This window comes from Glaciibacter sp. 2TAF33 (assembly GCF_052114945.1).
Taxonomy (GTDB): domain Bacteria; phylum Actinomycetota; class Actinomycetes; order Actinomycetales; family Microbacteriaceae; genus Cryobacterium.
The window spans coordinates 1-17,395 of sequence record NZ_JBFRFS010000009.1; the positions used below are offsets into that span (position 1 = coordinate 1).

14 protein-coding genes and 1 pseudogene are annotated in these 17,395 nt (G+C 68.1%); 11 read left to right on the forward strand and 4 right to left on the reverse strand.

What is annotated here, in order from left to right; all coding sequences use genetic code 11:
- From AB4Y94_RS10630 to AB4Y94_RS10640, 3 genes and pseudogenes are all read right to left on the reverse strand, one after another.
- Positions 1-220, reverse strand: a pseudogene (locus AB4Y94_RS10630) (IS481 family transposase); the annotation flags it as partial.
- Between the two features lie 360 nt (positions 221-580).
- Complete coding sequence (locus AB4Y94_RS10635) at positions 581-985, reverse strand: HNH endonuclease (protein ID WP_441727794.1); 405 nt, start codon at positions 983-985, stop codon at positions 581-583.
- Positions 986-1,107: 122 nt separating this feature from the next.
- The gene (locus AB4Y94_RS10640) at positions 1,108-3,312 is read right to left on the reverse strand and encodes a cytochrome P450 (protein WP_441727795.1); all 2,205 of its coding nucleotides are present in this window, start codon (positions 3,310-3,312) and stop codon (positions 1,108-1,110) included.
- A gap of 235 nt (positions 3,313-3,547) precedes the next feature.
- Between AB4Y94_RS10640 and AB4Y94_RS10645 the strand changes: the two genes are divergently transcribed.
- From AB4Y94_RS10645 to AB4Y94_RS10680, 8 genes are all read left to right on the forward strand, one after another.
- Positions 3,548-5,149: a DUF5597 domain-containing protein gene (locus tag AB4Y94_RS10645; RefSeq protein ID WP_441727796.1), complete on the forward strand. Its 1,602-nt coding sequence runs from the start codon at positions 3,548-3,550 to the stop codon at positions 5,147-5,149.
- 142 nt (positions 5,150-5,291) lie between these two features.
- Positions 5,292-6,785 carry an MDR family MFS transporter gene (locus AB4Y94_RS10650; protein WP_441727797.1) on the forward strand — a complete coding sequence of 498 codons (1,494 nt, stop codon included), beginning with the start codon at positions 5,292-5,294 and terminating at the stop codon, positions 6,783-6,785.
- A gap of 19 nt (positions 6,786-6,804) precedes the next feature.
- A complete protein-coding gene (locus tag AB4Y94_RS10655) occupies positions 6,805-8,412 on the forward strand; it encodes a GMC oxidoreductase (protein ID WP_441727798.1) in 1,608 nt (535 codons plus the stop codon).
- 32 nt (positions 8,413-8,444) lie between these two features.
- Positions 8,445-8,846 (forward strand): C-glycoside deglycosidase beta subunit domain-containing protein, encoded by a 402-nt coding sequence (locus AB4Y94_RS10660; RefSeq protein WP_441727799.1) that lies wholly within the window; start codon positions 8,445-8,447, stop codon positions 8,844-8,846.
- On the forward strand, positions 8,843-9,766 hold the full coding sequence (locus tag AB4Y94_RS10665) for a sugar phosphate isomerase/epimerase family protein (RefSeq protein WP_441727800.1): 924 nt from the start codon (positions 8,843-8,845) through the stop codon (positions 9,764-9,766). Before AB4Y94_RS10660 ends, AB4Y94_RS10665 begins: the two co-directional genes overlap by 4 nt.
- Positions 9,767-9,769: 3 nt before the next feature.
- Positions 9,770-11,245 carry a C-glycoside deglycosidase beta subunit domain-containing protein gene (locus AB4Y94_RS10670; RefSeq protein WP_441727801.1) on the forward strand — a complete coding sequence of 492 codons (1,476 nt, stop codon included), beginning with the start codon at positions 9,770-9,772 and terminating at the stop codon, positions 11,243-11,245.
- 8 nt (positions 11,246-11,253) lie between these two features.
- The gene (locus AB4Y94_RS10675) at positions 11,254-12,168 is read left to right on the forward strand and encodes an alpha/beta hydrolase (RefSeq protein ID WP_441727802.1); all 915 of its coding nucleotides are present in this window, start codon (positions 11,254-11,256) and stop codon (positions 12,166-12,168) included.
- Positions 12,165-13,040, forward strand: a complete 876-nt coding sequence (locus tag AB4Y94_RS10680) for a nucleoside hydrolase (protein ID WP_441727803.1) — start codon at positions 12,165-12,167, stop codon at positions 13,038-13,040. Before AB4Y94_RS10675 ends, AB4Y94_RS10680 begins: the two co-directional genes overlap by 4 nt.
- A gap of 31 nt (positions 13,041-13,071) precedes the next feature.
- On the opposite strand, the gene AB4Y94_RS10685 is transcribed toward AB4Y94_RS10680, so the two are convergent.
- On the reverse strand, positions 13,072-14,013 hold the full coding sequence (locus tag AB4Y94_RS10685; RefSeq protein WP_441727804.1) for a LysR family transcriptional regulator: 942 nt from the start codon (positions 14,011-14,013) through the stop codon (positions 13,072-13,074).
- A gap of 230 nt (positions 14,014-14,243) precedes the next feature.
- Here AB4Y94_RS10685 and AB4Y94_RS10690 point away from each other — a divergent pair, with 230 nt between their 5' ends.
- The 3 genes from AB4Y94_RS10690 to AB4Y94_RS10700 all read left to right on the forward strand — a co-directional run bounded on the left by AB4Y94_RS10690 (position 14,244) and on the right by AB4Y94_RS10700 (position 17,393).
- On the forward strand, positions 14,244-15,533 hold the full coding sequence (locus tag AB4Y94_RS10690; RefSeq protein WP_441727805.1) for an ABC transporter substrate-binding protein: 1,290 nt from the start codon (positions 14,244-14,246) through the stop codon (positions 15,531-15,533).
- A gap of 93 nt (positions 15,534-15,626) precedes the next feature.
- On the forward strand, positions 15,627-16,547 hold the full coding sequence (locus AB4Y94_RS10695) for a carbohydrate ABC transporter permease (RefSeq protein WP_441727806.1): 921 nt from the start codon (positions 15,627-15,629) through the stop codon (positions 16,545-16,547).
- A 3-nt stretch (positions 16,548-16,550) separates the two neighbouring features.
- The gene (locus AB4Y94_RS10700) at positions 16,551-17,393 is read left to right on the forward strand and encodes a carbohydrate ABC transporter permease (protein ID WP_441727807.1); all 843 of its coding nucleotides are present in this window, start codon (positions 16,551-16,553) and stop codon (positions 17,391-17,393) included.
- Positions 17,394-17,395: the final 2 nt, after the last annotated feature.

The window sequence follows — 17,395 nt, forward strand, 5'->3', positions numbered from 1 at the left end:
GGAGTTTGACGTGGGTTCCGGCGTGGGTTCGGCCGATGCCGATGTGCCGGAGTCGGCCGGGCAGGCGCAGTGTGACGGTGCCGGACTTGTCGATGCGGTCCTCTCGGACGCGGTCGTGCGTGGGGGTGGTTCCGGTGGGGGTGGCCTTGGTGCCGGTGTCGTAGACCGTGGCCGGGGTGGCCCGGTGCGGGAGTGATCGGTGCGGCCGGTGGGCTGCGTAACCCCGTACCGGCGGGCAGCTTCGGACTGGGACTGACCGGAGAGGACCGCCGTGATCACGAGACGCTGCTTGCTCATGCCCCAGCGTCGCCGTGACCATGCCGATCACGCGAGACATTTCATTCCGATGTCCCGAGACACCCCATTCCGATCTCCTGACCAGGACACCACCGGTACCGCCATTTGAAACCCCCTGCATCCCTTGAAAAACAGGGATCCGGGCGTTTTGCGTGTCGGCGAAGAGCTGCCTGACCACATTGTGACTACATCTGGTGGAGCCGACCGAATGGCCGGCTCCGATTTGACGAACTGCCGCAGGTGGATCAGGACGTAACGCACTCATGGGATCGGTTGGTCTCCTTCAGACTGAAAGGATCTTGTCCGACTTAGTTCGGTTGCATTGCCAGCAGAGCGTCTGCAGATTCTCTTCGGCCGTCATCCCGCCCCTGGACACGGGAACAACGTGGTAAGCCTCGAGGAGCAGGTGAGGCTCGGCCGCGAGGGACACCGAACAGAACCGGCAGGTGTGGCGATCCCGCGTCTTGATGAACGTTCGGAGCCTGGCGGTCATCAACGCTCGCCGGCCGGCAGCGGACTTGTTGAATCGGATCTTCTGCGACACCGTTTCGACGAGGGCGTCGATGGTCTGGGCATTCAATGTGACAGTCATTCGCTGCGAGCTGTTGCCGCCTGCGCTCACGTACTCGAACGCATAGACCGGGTACGGAACGGTGATCGGTGAGAGTTCCACCGCCTTGTGTGCCATGAACTCCTCGGAGTAGTGCTTGAGGATGAACGCAGGCGGCTCGATTGATGCGGTGATGCCGGCGTCGCGCTGGCGAAGGCTGTCGACAGCGTCCTCAGCTGAGCACCCTCATATCGCCTAGGTCATAAATCGAGTACCAGTTGCTCCCCGACACACCGCGACACACACGTCATCATCGTGTCTCCCGTCAACCGCTCCTCCAGTCCGAGCACGGAGTCGCGATGCTCCGGGATACCCGCCAGCACGCGCACCTCGCACGTACCGCAGGTGCCCTCGCGGCACGTCGACAGCACGTTGGCTCCCGCGCGGTTGACTGCGTCCAGGATTGATTCGCCCGCGGCCACCCGCACCGTGGTGCCGCTGCGGCGGAGTTCCACGTCGAAGGGTCGATCGGGCAGCGTCGACGCCGCACGGGGTGCGAACCGCTCGACGACCACGCTGTCCGAACGGCCAGCTCGGCGCGCCGACTCTTCGACGGCCAGGAGGAGCTCCTGCGGCCCGCAGGCGTAGACGCGTCCGCCGGCGGGCAAGCGCCTCCACATATCATCGACGTCGTAGCGTCCGCGTTCAGCGCTGGGCCAGAGGTAGACGCTGGCGCCGTATCGTTCCTGAAGCTCGTCGGCGTAGGCCATCGTCCTGCGCGAGCGCCCGAGGTAGAGCAAGCGCCACGGGACGCCGGCGCTGTCGGCCTCTGCCGCCATCGCAAGAAGCGGCGTGATGCCGATCCCGCCGGCGAGGAGGAGCCAGAACGGCGCGGGCTGCGGCGCGAAGTGGTTGCGAGGTCCGCGGATGCGGAGCCGGTCGCCGACCGCGACGCCATCGTGTACGACGAGTGAGCCGCCGCGACCGGTGTCCTCACGGAGAACGGCCACCCGGTATTCGCCCTCGCTCGGGTCTCCCGTGAGCGAGTACTGCCGAACGAGCCCACCGGGAAGCTCCAGGTCGATATGGGCGCCCGGGCGCCACGCCGGCAGACCGCCGTCGGCGGTGGCGGTCAGGGTGAGCTCGATGACGCCGGGCACCACGTCGCGGCGGACGCTGACGATCACGGGGAAGGACTCCGGCGTCACGGTGGTCCTGGAGCTGCGGCTCTGACGCGGGGGCGTGGTCGTCGGCGTCCACGCCAGTGGCAGCGACACGAGCCCGCGACCCTCCGAGACGACGGTGTGCCGCAGGTCCTGCACCGGCACGGCGAGCCCGAGGTCGGGCAGCCGCTCGTGCAGCACGCCGAGCTCGACGCGGAGCAGCAGCCGCGCGAGCGGCGCGCCGAGGCACGCGTGGACTCCCTGGCCGAACCCGAGATGGGGCGACTCCCAGGTGCGCTGGACGTCGATCCGCTCAGGATGGGCGAAACGGCTCGGATCGCGCGATCCCGCGGCGTATGCGAGGAAGACCTCATCGCCTTCCCGCAACGGCACGCCGCCCAGCCGAGTGTCGCGGGTCACGAGCCGCTTCATGCCGGTGATCGCGGACTCGAAACGGAAGATCTCCTCCAGCGCCTGCGCGCGCGAAGCGTCGTCGCGCTGCACACGCGCGTAGAGGTCCGGGTCGGCGAGGAAGTGCGAGAGGGCGACGCAGATCAGGTTGGATGATGTCTCGTGTCCGGCGAGCATCAGCCCGGGGAACATCGACAGCATTTCGAAGTCGGTCAGCTCGACGGCACCGCTGTCACGCTGATCCCAGATGTGGCTGATCAGGTCGTCACAGCGATCGTTTCGGCGCAGTTCCATGAGCTCGTGAAGGTGGTCGTGGAGGTCGAGCAGTTTGGCCGCCTTCTCGTCAGGTGTACCAGGGTGGTAGATGTCCCGCGGTCCCATGAAGAAGCCGAGCGCCTCGCCCACCCACTCGGCGCGCTCCGCGTCCACCCCGACGATGTGGCTGATGACCCGCAGCGGGAGCGGTAGCGCGAAGGCCGTCTTCAGGTCGGCCTCCCCCTGCTCGGCGAAACCGTCCACCAGCCGGTGCGCCTCCTCGCGGATCCACGGCTCGAACCGGGCGAGCCGGCGCGGCATGAAGAAGGTGTTGACGCTCGACCGGAGCCGGTCGTGGTCGGGGTTGTCGATGCCGATCAGGGTCCCGCGGCTGGGCACGCGGCCCTCGAACTGTTCGCGCCATGGGGACGGCACGGTGCCGACCGTGGGCTGCGACGAGAACGTTTCCGGGTCGTGAAGGGCTGCGACGATGTCGTCGTAGTCCGTGAAGACCCGGGCGCCGCCATACGTGTCGGACTGCGGCGGTATCTCCGCGTGGCGGGCCGCCTCGAGGTCGGCGAAGAGCCGCTGGGGATCGGTGAAGGGGCACGCCGACGGCGTGGTGAAGGTGGTCATCCTTAGGCTCCAGGAGTGCTGGCGGCCCGCCGGAGGCATGCACAAGCGGGACGCGATGGGTCCTTGTGCTCGCCCAGCGCGCTGGAGGCGCCGAGGGGGATTATTCGCTCCGGCCGTGATGCCGGGCGCCCTCACCCCGCCTGTGTAAACGACGACGGTACACGAGGCCTGTCCCTATTGTCAAGAATCGGGTAACTTATGCCGCTTTTGCGCAGAAGTCTGCGATACTCGGAGGATGGACACCGCGGTCATCCCGAATTCATCGCTCATCGTCGACGGCCTGCCTTTTCTCGCCATCGGCGGCGAGCTGCACAACTCCAGCTCGTCGGACCCCGCGCACCTGGCCGCTGAGTGGGGCCGGCTCGCGACCGCCGGCATCAACACCGTGCTGGTGTCGGTCTCCTGGGCGGAGCTCGAACGAACCGAGGGCGACTTCGACTTCCGCATCGCGGATGAGCTGGTCCGACAGGCGCGCGGTGCGGGCCTCCGGCTGGGCGTGATCTGGTTCGGTGCCTTCAAGAACGCACTGTCGACCTACGCGCCGACCTGGGTGCGCGCGGACACCGAGAGGTTCCCTCGAGCGGTGCTGCAGGAGGACCCACTGCCTACGCCCTTCAGCTACGCGGGATCGATGGCGAAACCCGCGCTCTCCGTGTTCTCGCCGGAGCTCGTCGCCGCGGACGCGCGCGCCTTCGCAGCCTTCGTCCGGCACCTGACGGAGACCGATGACACCGGGACCGTGATCATGATCCAGGTCGAGAACGAGATCGGCCTCCTCGGTTCGGCCCGTGATCATTCCGCGCCGGCTCTCGCCGCGTGGAACGCCGCTGTGCCGGAGCTGGTGGTGCAGCTCGCGCGAAACGACGCGGACGCGCTGCCGGACGGGGTCGCGGACGCTGTACTCGCGGCACCCGCCAGGGCGGCGTGGTCGCACCTCGCCGGGAACGCCGACGACATCCAGGAGACGTTCATGGCGTGGGGGTTCGGGTCGTACGTGGAGAGGATCGCGGCTCCCGTGCGCTCGTCGACGCGCATCCCGTTCTTCGCGAACGCCTGGCTCGGCCCGCAGCCCGGTCAGGACAGGCCGGGGCAGTACCCGAGCGGGGGCCCGACGGCGCGAATGGTCGGCCTGTGGCAGGCGGTGGCGCCGTCGCTCGACTGGGTGTCGCCGGACATCTACATCGACGACTCCCGACCGGTGCTCGAGGCCTACACGCAGCGCGGGAACCCGCTCTTCGTCCCGGAGTCGCGCTTCTCCGCGGGTGACCTGTTCCTCGCGGTCGGGGCGCTGGATGCGATCGGCTACTGCGCATTCGGGCTGGAGGACGGCCGGGAGGGCGCGCTCTACTTCGAGGCGGCCCGCAGCCTGTTGGCGCTGGCGGACCAGATCCTGGAGCAGCGCTCCCGCGGGAACGTCTGGGGCTTCGCACTCGGAGCCGACGTGGAGTCCGCGTCGCACCGCTTCGGCGATCTCACCCTCACGGTGCGCAACGGGCCGGGCCTGTTCGCCCGGATGCTCCTGGATGTTGGCGTGCAGCTCCCCGAGCCCGAGCCGTCGCCGTCGGAGACCCGGCCCGGCGCCGTGCCGTCGCCCGGGGACGACCGCCCGTTCGGCATCGTGATCCGCACGGCGCCGGATCGGTTCGTCGTCGCGGGCCAGGCGGCGCTGTTCGACTTCGCCGGGGACGATGCGACGGTCGAGATCGACGAGGTGCGGGAGCTCGTGCTCCACGGTGGGGAGCTGCGGCCGGCCCGCTTTCTTAACGGCGACGAGCGCCTCGCGATCGTGCCGCAGCGCGGGATCGGCATCGCCGAGGTCACGCTTCTCCGGATCTGACCGAAACGGCTACTTAGGTTGAAAAAATGCCTAAGATTGTCGTAGACTGACCATGACGTCGGGGCCCCGGCCCGTTCCTCACCGTGACGTTGCGGCGAGGGCACAAACCGTCGCGTCGATCACCCGATCGTTCGGGTTTCGCATGCCGCTCTCGCCACTCAGGTTCCGCCTCCTCGTCACCTCCCTTCTCGCCGTGTCCTTCCTCGGCGCGTTGGACAACACCGTCGTCAGCACAGCGATCGCGACCGTCGCCGGCCAGCTCGGTGCTCTCGAGCACATGAGCTGGATTATCGTCGGGTACACGCTCGCCAGCACGGTCCTGCTGCCCGTCCTCGGGAAGCTCGGCGACCGGATCGGGCCGCGCGCGGTGTTCCTCAGCTCGGTCGCCGTGTTCATCCTCAGCTCTGTCGCGTGCGGTTTCGCGAACGGCATCGTCTGGTTGATCGTCGCCCGCGTGATCCAGGGGATGAGCTCGGCGGGTCTCCAGCTGATGTCGCAGACGATCATCGCCGAGGTGACCACGCCGCGGCAGCGGCCGAAGTTCATGGCGATCATCGGCGCGGCCTTTCCGATCGCGATTCTCATCGGGCCGGTGCTCGGCGGTATTATCACGGACACCTGGGGCTGGCCGTGGGTGTTCTGGATCAACGCCCCCGTGGGCGTCGTCGCGTTCGCGCTCGCGATCGTGGCCGTACCGCACATCGAACCCGGACGGAGCGGGCGCTTCGACATCGCCGGGGCCGTCGCCCTGACGATCGGCCTGGTCGCCCTCGTCCTGGCCGTGTCCTGGGTGGGTGGCAGCGCGCAGGCGGCCGCTACGACCATCGTGTTCGCCGTGGCAGCCGTCGCCCTCGTCGTATTCTTCGTCATCGAGCTGCGCGTCGAGGAGCCCTTGGTGCCCCTCAACTGGTTCCGCGACCGGACGGTCGCCACGGGCACGGTCATCTCGGCGATCGTCGGCATCGGCCTGTTCTCGATCACCTCGTATCTGCCGACTTACTTCCAGATGGCGTACCGCACGAGCGCCACGGTCTCGGGGCTCGTGCCGATCGCGACGGTGTTCGGGATGCTGGTGAGCAACCTGTCAACCGGCTGGCTGGTGAGCCGCACCGGCCACTACCGCGTCTACCCGCTCGTCGGCACGGTTCTCGGCGCCGCCGGGCTCGGCGCGATGGCGCTGCTGCCCGCCGGTGCGCCCCTGTGGGCGCCCGCGGTCGCGATGGCCGTGGTCGGACTCGGGACCGGCGCCTTCATGAGCCTCATCGTCGCGGTCGTCCAGAGCGCCGTGCCGCGCCAGGAGACCGGCACCATCACGGCCAGCGTGAACCTCGTGAGGCAGGTCGGGGCGACTGTGGCGACGGCCCTCATCGGCGGCATCATCGGCGCGACCGTCGCGGTCATGCTTCCTCCGGGCCTCCACGCGGCCACGCTCACGCCCGCCATCGTTCACGCCGAAGGCCCCGAGATCCAGCAGCAGGTCGCCCACGTATACCAGGGCGTGTTCGTCCCGATCTTCGTGGCGCTTGCCGTCACCTACGTCGTCGGCATCGTGGCGGCGATTCTGCTGCCGAATCGCCGACTGTCCGACGACACCGAACCGCTGCGCGCGGCACCGGCCGCATCCATGCCCGCCTGAGCACGAACAGGAGATCATCATGACCCCCGTCCCGACCCACACCATCGCCGTCGTTGGCAGCGGTCCCATCGGATCCGCCTACGCCCGGCTCCTGCTCGAGGCCCTCCCCGACGCGCGCGTCGTCATGTTCGAGGCCGGTCCGCAGTTGACTGCCATCGCCGGGGAGAACGTGCGCAACATCCCCGATCCGGACGAGAAGGAGCGGGCTCGCGAGCTGTCGCAGGGTCCGCAGGCCGGTGCGTTCCGCGAGTCCCTCGGCATCCCCTCGTCCGTCGTCGTCGAGGGCATGTTCACCGCGCGTGGGGGGACGCACCTCCTCGATTTCGGCGGCGAGGGCTCTGCGCACACGCCGAGCTTCCCCGCGGCGGCGGCGTCCACCAACGTCGGGGGGATGGGCGCGCACTGGACCTGTGCGACGCCGAGCCCGTCGTTCAGCGAGCGCATCCCCTTCATCGCAGACCCGGAATGGGAAGAGCTTGTCGCGGAGGCGTCGCGGCTCCTGCATGTGCAGACATCGGCTTTTGCAGACTCGGAGATCGGAGCGGCGATCCGCTCGCTGCTGGCCGAGGAGTTCGGCTCCGAGCTGCCCGACGGCTTCGGCCCAGGGACGCTGCCCGTCTCGGGCGACCCCCAGCCGGACGGCACGATGCGCTGGGCCGGAGCCGACGTGGTCCTCGGGCCGGTGCTCGAGCCCGGAAGCGGCCTCTCGGAGCGATTCGAGCTGCGGGACCTCTCCCTGGTGCGCCGGGTCGAGCGCGCCGACGGCCGGGTCACCGGCGTCCTGGTCGAGGACCTCCGCAGCCACGATGTCTACTCGCTCGACGCCGCTCTCGTGGTCGTGGCCGCTGACGCCTTCCGCTCCCCGCAGCTGCTGTGGGCGTCCGGGATCCGTCCCCGCGCTCTCGGGCATTATCTGACCGAGCACCCGGTCGTGATCTCCACCGTCGCCCTCGATGCCGACAGCATGCGCCGGTTCGCGACGGAGCAGGAGCTCGATGCGGAGCTCGCCCGCAGGGCGACCAACCCGGCCGATCCGGTCGCGGCCGTCAACCGCGTCCCCTTCTCAGAACCGGGCCACCCGTTCTCACTGCAGGTGATGTACGCGGAGAGGCCGCCGTTCCAGCTCGACCCGGAGCATCCCGCCGCCGACAACCGCTGGGGGTACGTCAACATGGGGTATGGGATGCGCAAGCAGCCGCGGTACGGCGACGGCGTGACCTTCGATGACGACGAGCTCGACTATCGCGGCTTTCCTAACATGACGGTCACGTACGAGCTCGCCGAGGTTGAGCAGCGCGAGATCGCCGAGGCCACGGAGCGCCTCCGGCGCGCCGGGAACGCCCTCGGCACGTTCGTCGCCGAGCCCCGGCTGCTGCCGAACGGCTCCAGCCTGCACTACCAGGGCACCATGCGCATGGGCGCGGAGGACGACGGCACCTCGGTCGCCGACCCGTACTCGCGCGTGTGGGGCTACGAGAACCTCGTCGTCGGCGGCAACGCCCTCATCCCGACCGCCACCACCATGAACCCCACGCTCATGAGCGTCGCGATCGCCGTGCGCGGCGCGCGCGAGGCCGCCAGGCGGTTGGCAACGACGACGAGCGCATCCGCAGGCGCTCGCAGCTGACGCGTACGAACTGGATCACAAAGGAGAATCCAATGCTCGAAGAACAACTGATACAGACGGCGGGCTTCCGCAACATCGGCCCGGAGGGTGCGCCCAACGGATTCCAGCTGCGCGTGCGCAGCCCGTACTACCGGGGGCTCTGGGCGAACCTCATCGAGAAGCCGACGGTGACCGTCGACGGTGAGCGCTTCGGCGGCGACACCATCCGCTGGACTCTCCCGGCCGGCGAGTTCTCGTTCGAGGAGCTCCAGCAGTCCAACGACGCACGCTGGCCACTCGGACATGCCGCCGTGCTGACCGTCCCGCGCGACGGCGGTCTCGCCCGCGGCATCCACGACGTCACACTGGAACTGCGGCTGCGGATGTCGTACATCCCGGAGGAGCTCCAGCCCTCGATCTGGACCGCATCACGGAAGTCGGTGATCGTGAAATGACCACCGACGACCTCCCCTTCGGCCTCGGCGTCTCGCTCTACAGCTACACCGACGACATCGGCGTCACCATGACCGTCGAGGACTGCATCGCCGACGTCGCCGACCTCGGCGCCAGCGGCCTCGAGATCCTCGGCGAGGGTCACATCGAGGACTATCCCAACCCCTCCACGGCGTGGATCGACGCGTGGTTCGCCCGCAACGAGCGCCTGGGACTCACGCCGACTCTCTACGGCTCGTGGATCGATACCCGCCGCTTCCCGGGCCGCGGAATGACCGCGGCCGAGGGCGCACAGCAGCTGGAGCTCGACCTGCGGCTCGCCTCCACTCTCGGCTTCTCGTTCGTGCGCCCGAAGATCGGCGTGATCTCCGAGGACCTCCTGGTCGACCCGATCTGGCAGGAGGCCGTTGAGCGCAACCTCCAGCTGGCCGCCGACCTCGGCATCGTGATCTGCCCGGAGATCCACTGGCCGACCGTCATCAAGTCGCCGGTCGTGGAGGAGTACCTGGAGTTCAAGGAGCGCACCGGCTCCGAGCACTTCGGGCTGCTCATCGACACCGGCGTCTTCGAGCTGTCGTCGTACCCGCGGCGGGGAGGCAGCGCCTCCTTCCGCATGGGCGACGGCTCGGCCCGGCCGCCGGTGGTGCCGTTCGTGCCGGTGTCCGACCTCGCCGACGTGATGGAGCACACCGTCTACTTCCAGGCCAAGTTCTACGAGGTGGACGACGACCTCGTCGACCACTACATCGCGTGGCGGGACATCATCGACGTGGTCGTCGACTCCGGCTACACCGGGTGGCTGTCGAGCGAGTACGAGGGCCACCACGAGCCGTACCGCGCGCCCGACCAGCTCCGGCGGCAGCACGCCCTCATCCGCACCATCGCCGCAGAACGCGCGGCGGCGCACTCAGACAGGAAGTGAACCATGCCCAATGGACTCATCGACGATGCGAGCCTGCGCGTCCACCCGGAGGGCTTCGCCCTTGCCCTGACCATCCCCTGGTACCGCAGCCTGTGGTTGTCCTCCGTCACGACCCTTCGGCTGACGTTCGACGGCGCCGAGGTGCCGGAGGTGGATCTGACCTTCGAGCTCGCCGGCGTCCGCTATAGGATCGCCGACCTCCCGCAGCAGAGCGACGTGCTCTGGTACCTGCAGTCGCATCCGCTGCTCATCGTCCGGCGCGAGTCGGCCGTGCAGCTCGGCGAGACGCACGAGGTCGAGCTGCACGGCGAACTGCGGCTGCCCTATATGCAGATCAAACCGGGAGAGGACGGAGGCCCGGGGCTCTACGTGCCGAACATCGTCCACCAGCATCTGACGCTCACCGCGACCGACCACAATGCCGAGCCGCCGGCGCTCGTCACCGATGTTCCTCCGGCTCCGGAGGCGACCGACGCCGACCCGTTCCAGCTGGGACTGACGCTTTACTCGGCCAGCGCCGAGTTCCGCGCCGGCTGGTTCGACTTCGACGGGCTGCTGGACCGTGTGGCCGAGCTCGGTATCGGCCCGGGGATCGAGATCGTGGCCTCCCAGGTGCTGCCGACGTATCCCGCCGTCTCCGACGAGTTCGTGACGACCTGGCGGGAGGCCTTCGACCGGCACGGCTTCGACGCCAGCTCGTTCGGGGCAAACCTCGACATGGGCAAGCGGCGCGACCGCGACATGACGCCCGACGAGGAGTTCGAGGTCAGCGAGCTGCTGTTCCGCGGCGCCAAGGGGCTCGGTTTCCCGCTGGTGCGCATCCAGTCGGCCAAGCCCGAGCTTCTGCGCCGCCTGCTGCCGGTGGCCGAAGACCTCGACCTCAAGCTCGCCTACGAGATCCACGCGCCGATGGGACCAAACGCTCCTGAGATCGTGAAGGTGCGCGACCTCTACGCCGAACTCGACTCGCCGCTGCTCGGCTTCGTCGCCGACTTCTCGTCGACGATGCACAGCATGTCGCCGACCCTGCTGCGCGCGGTGCACCGGGCGGGCCTGGGTGACGAGGAGGTGCAGCGGCTCCAGGAGATCTGGGCGACCGACGCATCGATGCGGGAGCGCCAGGAGAAGTTCATCGGGTACCTGAACAGCCGCGGGTTCGACCCGGGCCGGCTCGGTTCGTTCGCACACCTGGCCTTCAACATGCACGGGCACGTCGACCCGCACGAGTGGGCGGACATCATGCCGCAGATCTTCCACGTCCACGCCAAGTTCTATGACATCGACGAGAACGGCCAGGAGCCCGCCATCGACTATCCGGAGCTCGTGAAGATCTTCGTCGAGGGCGGCTACCGCGGCTACTGGTCGAGTGAATGGGAGGGCCACGCGTTCGCCGAGCTGGGGGAGGTCGACCCGCTCCTGCTCGTGCGCAAGCAGCACGACCTCATCCGGGCGAGCATGCGTTCGCTGCAGACGGCCTAGGCCGCGCGATGACCGACACCCAGCCCGACCTTCGCGCGCTGCCGCTGCCCGAGGCCGTCACGTGGCTGCGCGATCACGGCGAGCCGGACGATCCGCGCCCGGGCATCGACACGGCGTCGCTGCGGCGGCGGTTCCCGCGCCTCGCGCACGTGCGCACGCGTGACCTGGTAGTGGAGGCGCCCGGCGGACCGCAGCCGGCGCGGCTCTATCGCGACGACACGGTTGCGCATGCGGGCGTGGCGCTCGTCTGGGTGTATGGTGGCGGCTTCATCGGTGGGCACCTGGACATGCCCGAGTCGAACTGGGTGGCGCTCGAACTCGGAGCCCGGGGAATCCCGGTGCTCGCGGTCGATTACGTCAAGTGCCTGGGCGACGTGCACTTTCCGGCGCCGTCGGACGACGTGCTGGCCGCGTGGCGGTACGCCCGGACCAACAGCACGAAGCTGCTGGGTGTCGAGCCGGGCGCCCTCCTGCTCGGCGGCGCAAGCGCGGGAGGCAACCTCACGGCCGGCGCCGTGGCGCGACTGCGAGACGCGGGGGAGTCGCTGCCCGGCGCCCTCGTGCTCGTGTACCCGGCGCTCGATCCGGACGGCGCGCATCCCGGTGGGATCCCGGACCCGGAGTCGCCATACTTTAAGCTCTCGCTCAACTTCGCGGGCTCTCCCGAGGCGATGCACAACCCGCACGCGTTCCCGGGACTCGGGTCGGTCGGCGGGTTCCCGCCGACCCTCGTGGTCGTGTGCGAGCACGACAGCCTGCGGCCGTCGGGGGAGGCGTTCGCCACCCGCCTCTTGGCAGCCGGACGCGACGCCACCCTCTATGTGGAGGCGGGCGCGGACCACGCCCACATCGACGAGCCGTCGCATCGGGGCGCGGCGCGCACCCTGGCCGCGATTGGCGACTGGATCGGGGAGCGCCGGTGAGCCATCGTCGCATCCCTGTCACGTCCCAGGTGCGCGTGATCGTCGACAACGACTTCGCCGGCGACCCGGACGGGCTCGTCGCGCTTGCGCATCATCTGCTCGCCGACGCGGCGGAGATCCGGGGGATCACCTGCACCTCGATCGCAATGGACGACATGCCCTACCCGGCCGGTCATCCCGCGAAGGCGATCGCCGGGGAGCTGGTCGCGCGCCTCGGGCGCGGCCCCGTCCCTCCGATCTCCCAGGACGTACAGGTCAGCTTCGCGGAACTCGACGGCCCGACGGCGGGTGCGCTGCTCATACTGGAGGAGTCACGCCGCGACGATCCGCTGCCGCTCGTCATCGCCTGCGGCGGCCCACTCACCAACGTCGCGTCGGCGCTGCGGGAAGACCCGACCCTCGCCGACCGGGCGGACCTCATCTGGATCGGCGGCGGGGAGTATCCCGGGGGCGCCTGGGAGTACAACCTCGCCCTCGACATCTCGGCGGCGCAGGTCGTGTTCAATGAGAGCCGGATCCGCATCTCGCAGGTGCCGCAGCACGTCTACCGGCGATGCGCCGCGTCGGTGGCCGAACTGGAGGTCGGCCTTCGGTCGGCCGGCCCGTTCGGGGAGTGGCTCTACAGCTGCTTCACCTCGCCTCCCGACTACATCCGGGTCGGCGGCAACTGGCCGATGGGCGACAGCCCGCCCGTCCTGTTCACGGCGATCACGACCGAGTCGAGTGCGTCACGCATCGTGGATGCGCCCTGGATCGACGACATCGGAAACTACGTTGCGCATCCCCACCCGCGCGCGTTGACCCTCTACGACACCGTCGACACGCGGGTACTGTTCGCCGATTTCTGGTCCCGCCTCGCGCTGCTGGGGTAGTCCCGGTCGTCCGGCGCGGCTCGCAACCGGCTCAGATGTGCTCGCCGGCGGCGGCGGCGACGACGCGGCCGGCCTCCTCGAAGAGTGAACGCATCCAGGTGTGCTCGGGGTCCTGCGTGTGGACCGGGTGCCACCACAGCGCGTTGACGATGGGGGTCGGGGGGAACGGGAGCTGAACCACGCGCACGGCAGCGGCGCGTTTGGCCAGCGGCACGAGAGCCGAATGGATGATGCCGACGCGGTTCGTGCCCGCGATGAAATGCGGAATGGCCAGGAAGCTCTCCACGACGACCTCGACGTCGGGCTCGATCCCGAGCTGCTGCACCTGCCGTTCCGCGGAGGTGAACGCCGAGCGCGACTGGTAGTTCATGACCCAGGGAAGCTCCGACAGCTCCTCGCGCGACAGGACGTCTCCCACTCGGTCGTTCGTCTCGGAGACGATCGCGACCCAGTCGTCCTGCCACAGATCGACGAACGGCAGCTCGGTGAGGAATCCGTGCGGGATGACCATCCCGTCCACCGATCGGAGGCGGTTCGCGGCGTCTTCGACCACCGTCGGGTTGTGGAGCATGAACCGGAAGTGGACTCTGGGCGCCTGCGCGGCGGCCAGCTCGGAGACGACACGTCCGATGGTGGTGAACCCGTAGTCGGAGCCGAAGATCGAGAACTGACGCACGGACTCGGACGGGTCCCAGGTCGCCTGGCTCTCGAAGACCCTGCGCGCCGCCTCCAGCGCGATCGTCGTGTGGTCGGCGAGCCGCAAGGCCAGCGGCGTCAGCTCGTAGGCGTTGCCCCGGCGGGCGAGGATTGGATCGCCGAAGTGGACCCTCAGCCTCGACAGCGAGGCGCTCAGCGCGGGTTGGCTGAGCCGCAGCCGCTCCGCGGCACGGGTCACACTGCGCTCGGTGAGGAGGGCGTCGAGCGCGATCAACAGGTTGAGATCGAGCCGCGACATCAGCGGGGAATCGGTCACGATGGTGTGATCCTTCCTGCCCGGCGGTGGGCGTCTTCACTATAACGAGGCGACCCGCGAGGGGGTGCGCGGCCGAGTATCGATCGGGTATCGACCCAGCTTATGTCTGGGATAAGCAGAAGTGGCGTTGTTTATCTGCCTTAGCGCTGCGAAACTCGAATCGCCCCCAGAGGAGACAGCGACACAGCCGCCGCCTCACCGACAACGAAGTCTAAAAAGAGGTCAATCCGATGAAGCACACACGCAGGAGCCGCACCAGCCGGCTTGCCTGGCTCGCCATCCCCGTCGCCGCAGGGCTTACGCTCGCGGGCTGCTCCAGCAGCGTTTCCACGGGCAAGGAGCCGCAGACGATCACCTTCGCCTACGGCGCCACGAACGACCAGGACAAGGCCGCCTACGACGGCCTCGCCAAGGCGTTCGAGGCCGAGAACAAGGGGGTCACGATCACGACCCAGAACCTTCCCGTCCAGAGCTACGGCACGACGATCGCGACTCGGGTCCAGGGCGGCAACGCCCCCGACACGTTCTTCGCCGAGGGCGGCACCGGCCAGGCCCAGTCGATCCTCCCGTGGGCGAAGTCCGGACTCGTGCTCCCGCTCAATGACGCGTCGATCACCAAGAACATGCCCGACTCCGCCAAGAACCTCTACACCTACAACGGCAAGATCTACGGCGTGCCCCTCGGCACCCAGCTGAACGGTGTCATCTACAACGACGAGCTCGCTCAGTCCATCGGCGTGAAGATCGACGTGAGCACGAGCCTCGACGACATCATCGCCCAGTGCGGCAAGGCGCGCGACGCGGGCAAGACGGTCTACGGACTCGCCGGATCGACCTTCCAGAACAACGGCATCCTCGCGGTCGGAATCGCCACCTCCACCGTGTACGGCCCGGACAAGGACTGGAACACCAAGCGCGCTCAGAACAAGGTCACCTTCGCCGGCTCCAAGGGCTGGACGACCGCCCTCGAGTCGGTCAAGAAGATGTACGACGCGGGCTGCTTCCAGGACGGCGCCACCAGCGCCGGGTTCGACGCTCTGACCAACGGCGCCTCCTCGGGCAAGATCCTCGGCTTCTTCGCTCCGAGCGGCGCGGCGCAGCAGATCATGCAGGCGGCGGGTGGCCACGTGAAGCTTGTGGCACTCCCCGTCGGTGCGCCTGACGGCACGAAGACCTTTCTGTCGCTGAGCGCCGACCAGGGCGTCACGGTGAGCGCCAAGACCAAGAGCCCGAAGCTCGCGACGGACTTCCTGAGCTATATCATCTCGGACAAGGGTCAGGAGGCGTACTCCAAGGAGATCGGCTCGATCCCGGTCAACGTGAAGAACGACTCGACCCTGCTGCCGCAGTACGCCGGCATCAAGGACGAGATCGCCAAGAACGACACCCGCGGCTACGCGCCGACCGAGTGGCCGAACGCCAAGATCTACACAGACCTCGGCAACGGCGTCCAGGGCATCCTCACCGGTCAGATGACCGTCAAGCAGGTGCTTCAGCAGATGGACACCGACTGGGGTTGATCCGGTCACCCGGGCGGCCGGTCCTCTGAGGGCCGGCCGCCCGAATCGGTTGAAAGGAACGAATCGATGACGACGCAGTCAGAGGTGCGGAGAATGACAAAGCTCGAGACGCAGGTGCAGGCTCCGCGCCGCGCGCCGCACAAGAAGGCCTATCAGGTCCGGCTCGGCAGCTGGTGGTGGGCCCTCCCCGCACTCGTGCTGATGGTGGTCGTCATCTATGTCACCACCATCGCGGGCGGGTTCTTCGCCTTCACGAACTGGTCGGGCCTCGGCGCGTTCGACTTCGTCGGCCTGGCGAACTTCGTCAAGATCTTCCAGACGCCCGAGCTCATCGGGTCGCTGTGGAACACCCTCCTCCTCGCCTTCGGCTTCCTGATCTTCACCAACGTCCTCGGGCTGCTCTTCGCCCTGGCGCTCAACCGCACGCTGAAGACGCGCTACGCGCTGCGCACGCTGATCTTCATGCCGGTGGTCGTCAGCCCGATCGCCGTCTCGTACATCTGGAAGTTCATCTTCGACTACAACGGTCCGCTCAACCAGGCGCTGGCCGGAGTCGGCCTGCCGAAGCAGAACTGGCTCGCCGACCCGGGGCTCGCGATCTGGTGCGTGCTCGTCGTGATGGTCTGGCAGAACATCGGCTTCGTCATGGTCATCTACCTGGCCGGTCTCGCGACCGTGCCGGAGGAGATGGAGGAGGCCGCTGCGCTCGACGGGGCCAGCACGTTCCGCCGGTTCCGTTATGTCGTGCTGCCGATGATCCAGCCGTCGGTCGCCATCGCCACGACGCTGACGCTCATCCAGGGCCTGCGGGTGTTCGACCAGGTGGTCGCGCTGACGGGCGGAGGCCCGGCCGGAGCCACCCAGACGCTCGCGCTGGAGGTCTACCAGCAGGCGTTCACCTACCAGCAGTTCGGATTCGGAGCCGCGCTGGCGCTCGTGCTCAGCCTCCTGATCCTGCTTTTCTCCATCGCGCAGCAGTATGCGACGCGCGACCGCTCGGCCAAGGAGGCGTGAGCCATGTTCCGGTACACGAAGAAGACCCTCGCCATCGAGATCATCGTGCTGATCGCGGCCGCGATCCTGCTGCTGCCGTTCTGGATCCTGCTGGTCGGCTCGCTCAAGACGCTCCCCGACATCCTGAGCTCGGCGGCGATCGCCCCGCCCACCAGTCCGACCTTCGACAACTTCATCACGCTGCTCTCGCCGGCCTCCACATCGTCGGGCAACATCTGGGCAGGCCTCGCGTCGAGCCTCATCATCACGACAGGCAGCATCATCCTGCTGGTCGGGCTGGGCTCGGTCGCGGCGTACGGGATCGCCCGGTCCACGAGCAAGTGGAGCCGACGCTCCTTCTATCTGTTCCTCGTCGCCATTATCCTGCCGACGCAGCTCGGCACGCTGCCGCTCTACATCGGCGCCCGCGACGTCGGCCTCGTCGGCAACCCGTGGGGCATGATCCTGATCTACACGGGGATGCTGCTGCCGCTCTCGGTCTTCTTGTACGCGAACTTCTTCCGGAACCTGACCCCGGAGTACGAGGAAGCCGCGATCATCGACGGCGCCAACCGCTACCAGGTGTTCTGGAAGGTCGTCCTCCCGTTGATGTCGCCGGCGACCGGCACCGTGGCGATCCTGGCCGGGCTCATCGTCTGGAACGACTTCTTCACCTCGCTGATCTTCCTCAACGGGACGCCCTGGCAGACCCTCCCGGTGGTGATGTACAGCTACGTCGGCTCGCTGGTCTCGCAGTGGAACCTGATCTTCTCGGTCGTCATCGTCTCGATGATCCCGATCCTGGCGTTCTACGCCTTCGCGCAGAAGAAGTTCATCCAGGGTTACGCCGGCGGGCTCAAGGGCTGACA

Bases quoted from the DNA above. Each gene is read 5' to 3' on its own strand.
- AB4Y94_RS10635 (WP_441727794.1), bottom strand. From the start codon at position 985: ATGGCACACAAGGCGGTGGAACTCTCACCGATCACCGTTCCGTACCCG.
- AB4Y94_RS10640 (WP_441727795.1), bottom strand. From the start codon at position 3,312: ATGACCACCTTCACCACGCCGTCGGCGTGCCCCTTCACCGATCCCCAG.
- AB4Y94_RS10645 (WP_441727796.1), top strand. From the start codon at position 3,548: ATGGACACCGCGGTCATCCCGAATTCATCGCTCATCGTCGACGGCCTG.
- AB4Y94_RS10650 (WP_441727797.1), top strand. From the start codon at position 5,292: ATGCCGCTCTCGCCACTCAGGTTCCGCCTCCTCGTCACCTCCCTTCTC.
- AB4Y94_RS10655 (WP_441727798.1), top strand. From the start codon at position 6,805: ATGACCCCCGTCCCGACCCACACCATCGCCGTCGTTGGCAGCGGTCCC.
- AB4Y94_RS10660 (WP_441727799.1), top strand. From the start codon at position 8,445: ATGCTCGAAGAACAACTGATACAGACGGCGGGCTTCCGCAACATCGGC.
- AB4Y94_RS10665 (WP_441727800.1), top strand. From the start codon at position 8,843: ATGACCACCGACGACCTCCCCTTCGGCCTCGGCGTCTCGCTCTACAGC.
- AB4Y94_RS10670 (WP_441727801.1), top strand. From the start codon at position 9,770: ATGCCCAATGGACTCATCGACGATGCGAGCCTGCGCGTCCACCCGGAG.
- AB4Y94_RS10675 (WP_441727802.1), top strand. From the start codon at position 11,254: ATGACCGACACCCAGCCCGACCTTCGCGCGCTGCCGCTGCCCGAGGCC.
- AB4Y94_RS10690 (WP_441727805.1), top strand. From the start codon at position 14,244: ATGAAGCACACACGCAGGAGCCGCACCAGCCGGCTTGCCTGGCTCGCC.
- AB4Y94_RS10695 (WP_441727806.1), top strand. From the start codon at position 15,627: ATGACAAAGCTCGAGACGCAGGTGCAGGCTCCGCGCCGCGCGCCGCAC.
- AB4Y94_RS10700 (WP_441727807.1), top strand. From the start codon at position 16,551: ATGTTCCGGTACACGAAGAAGACCCTCGCCATCGAGATCATCGTGCTG.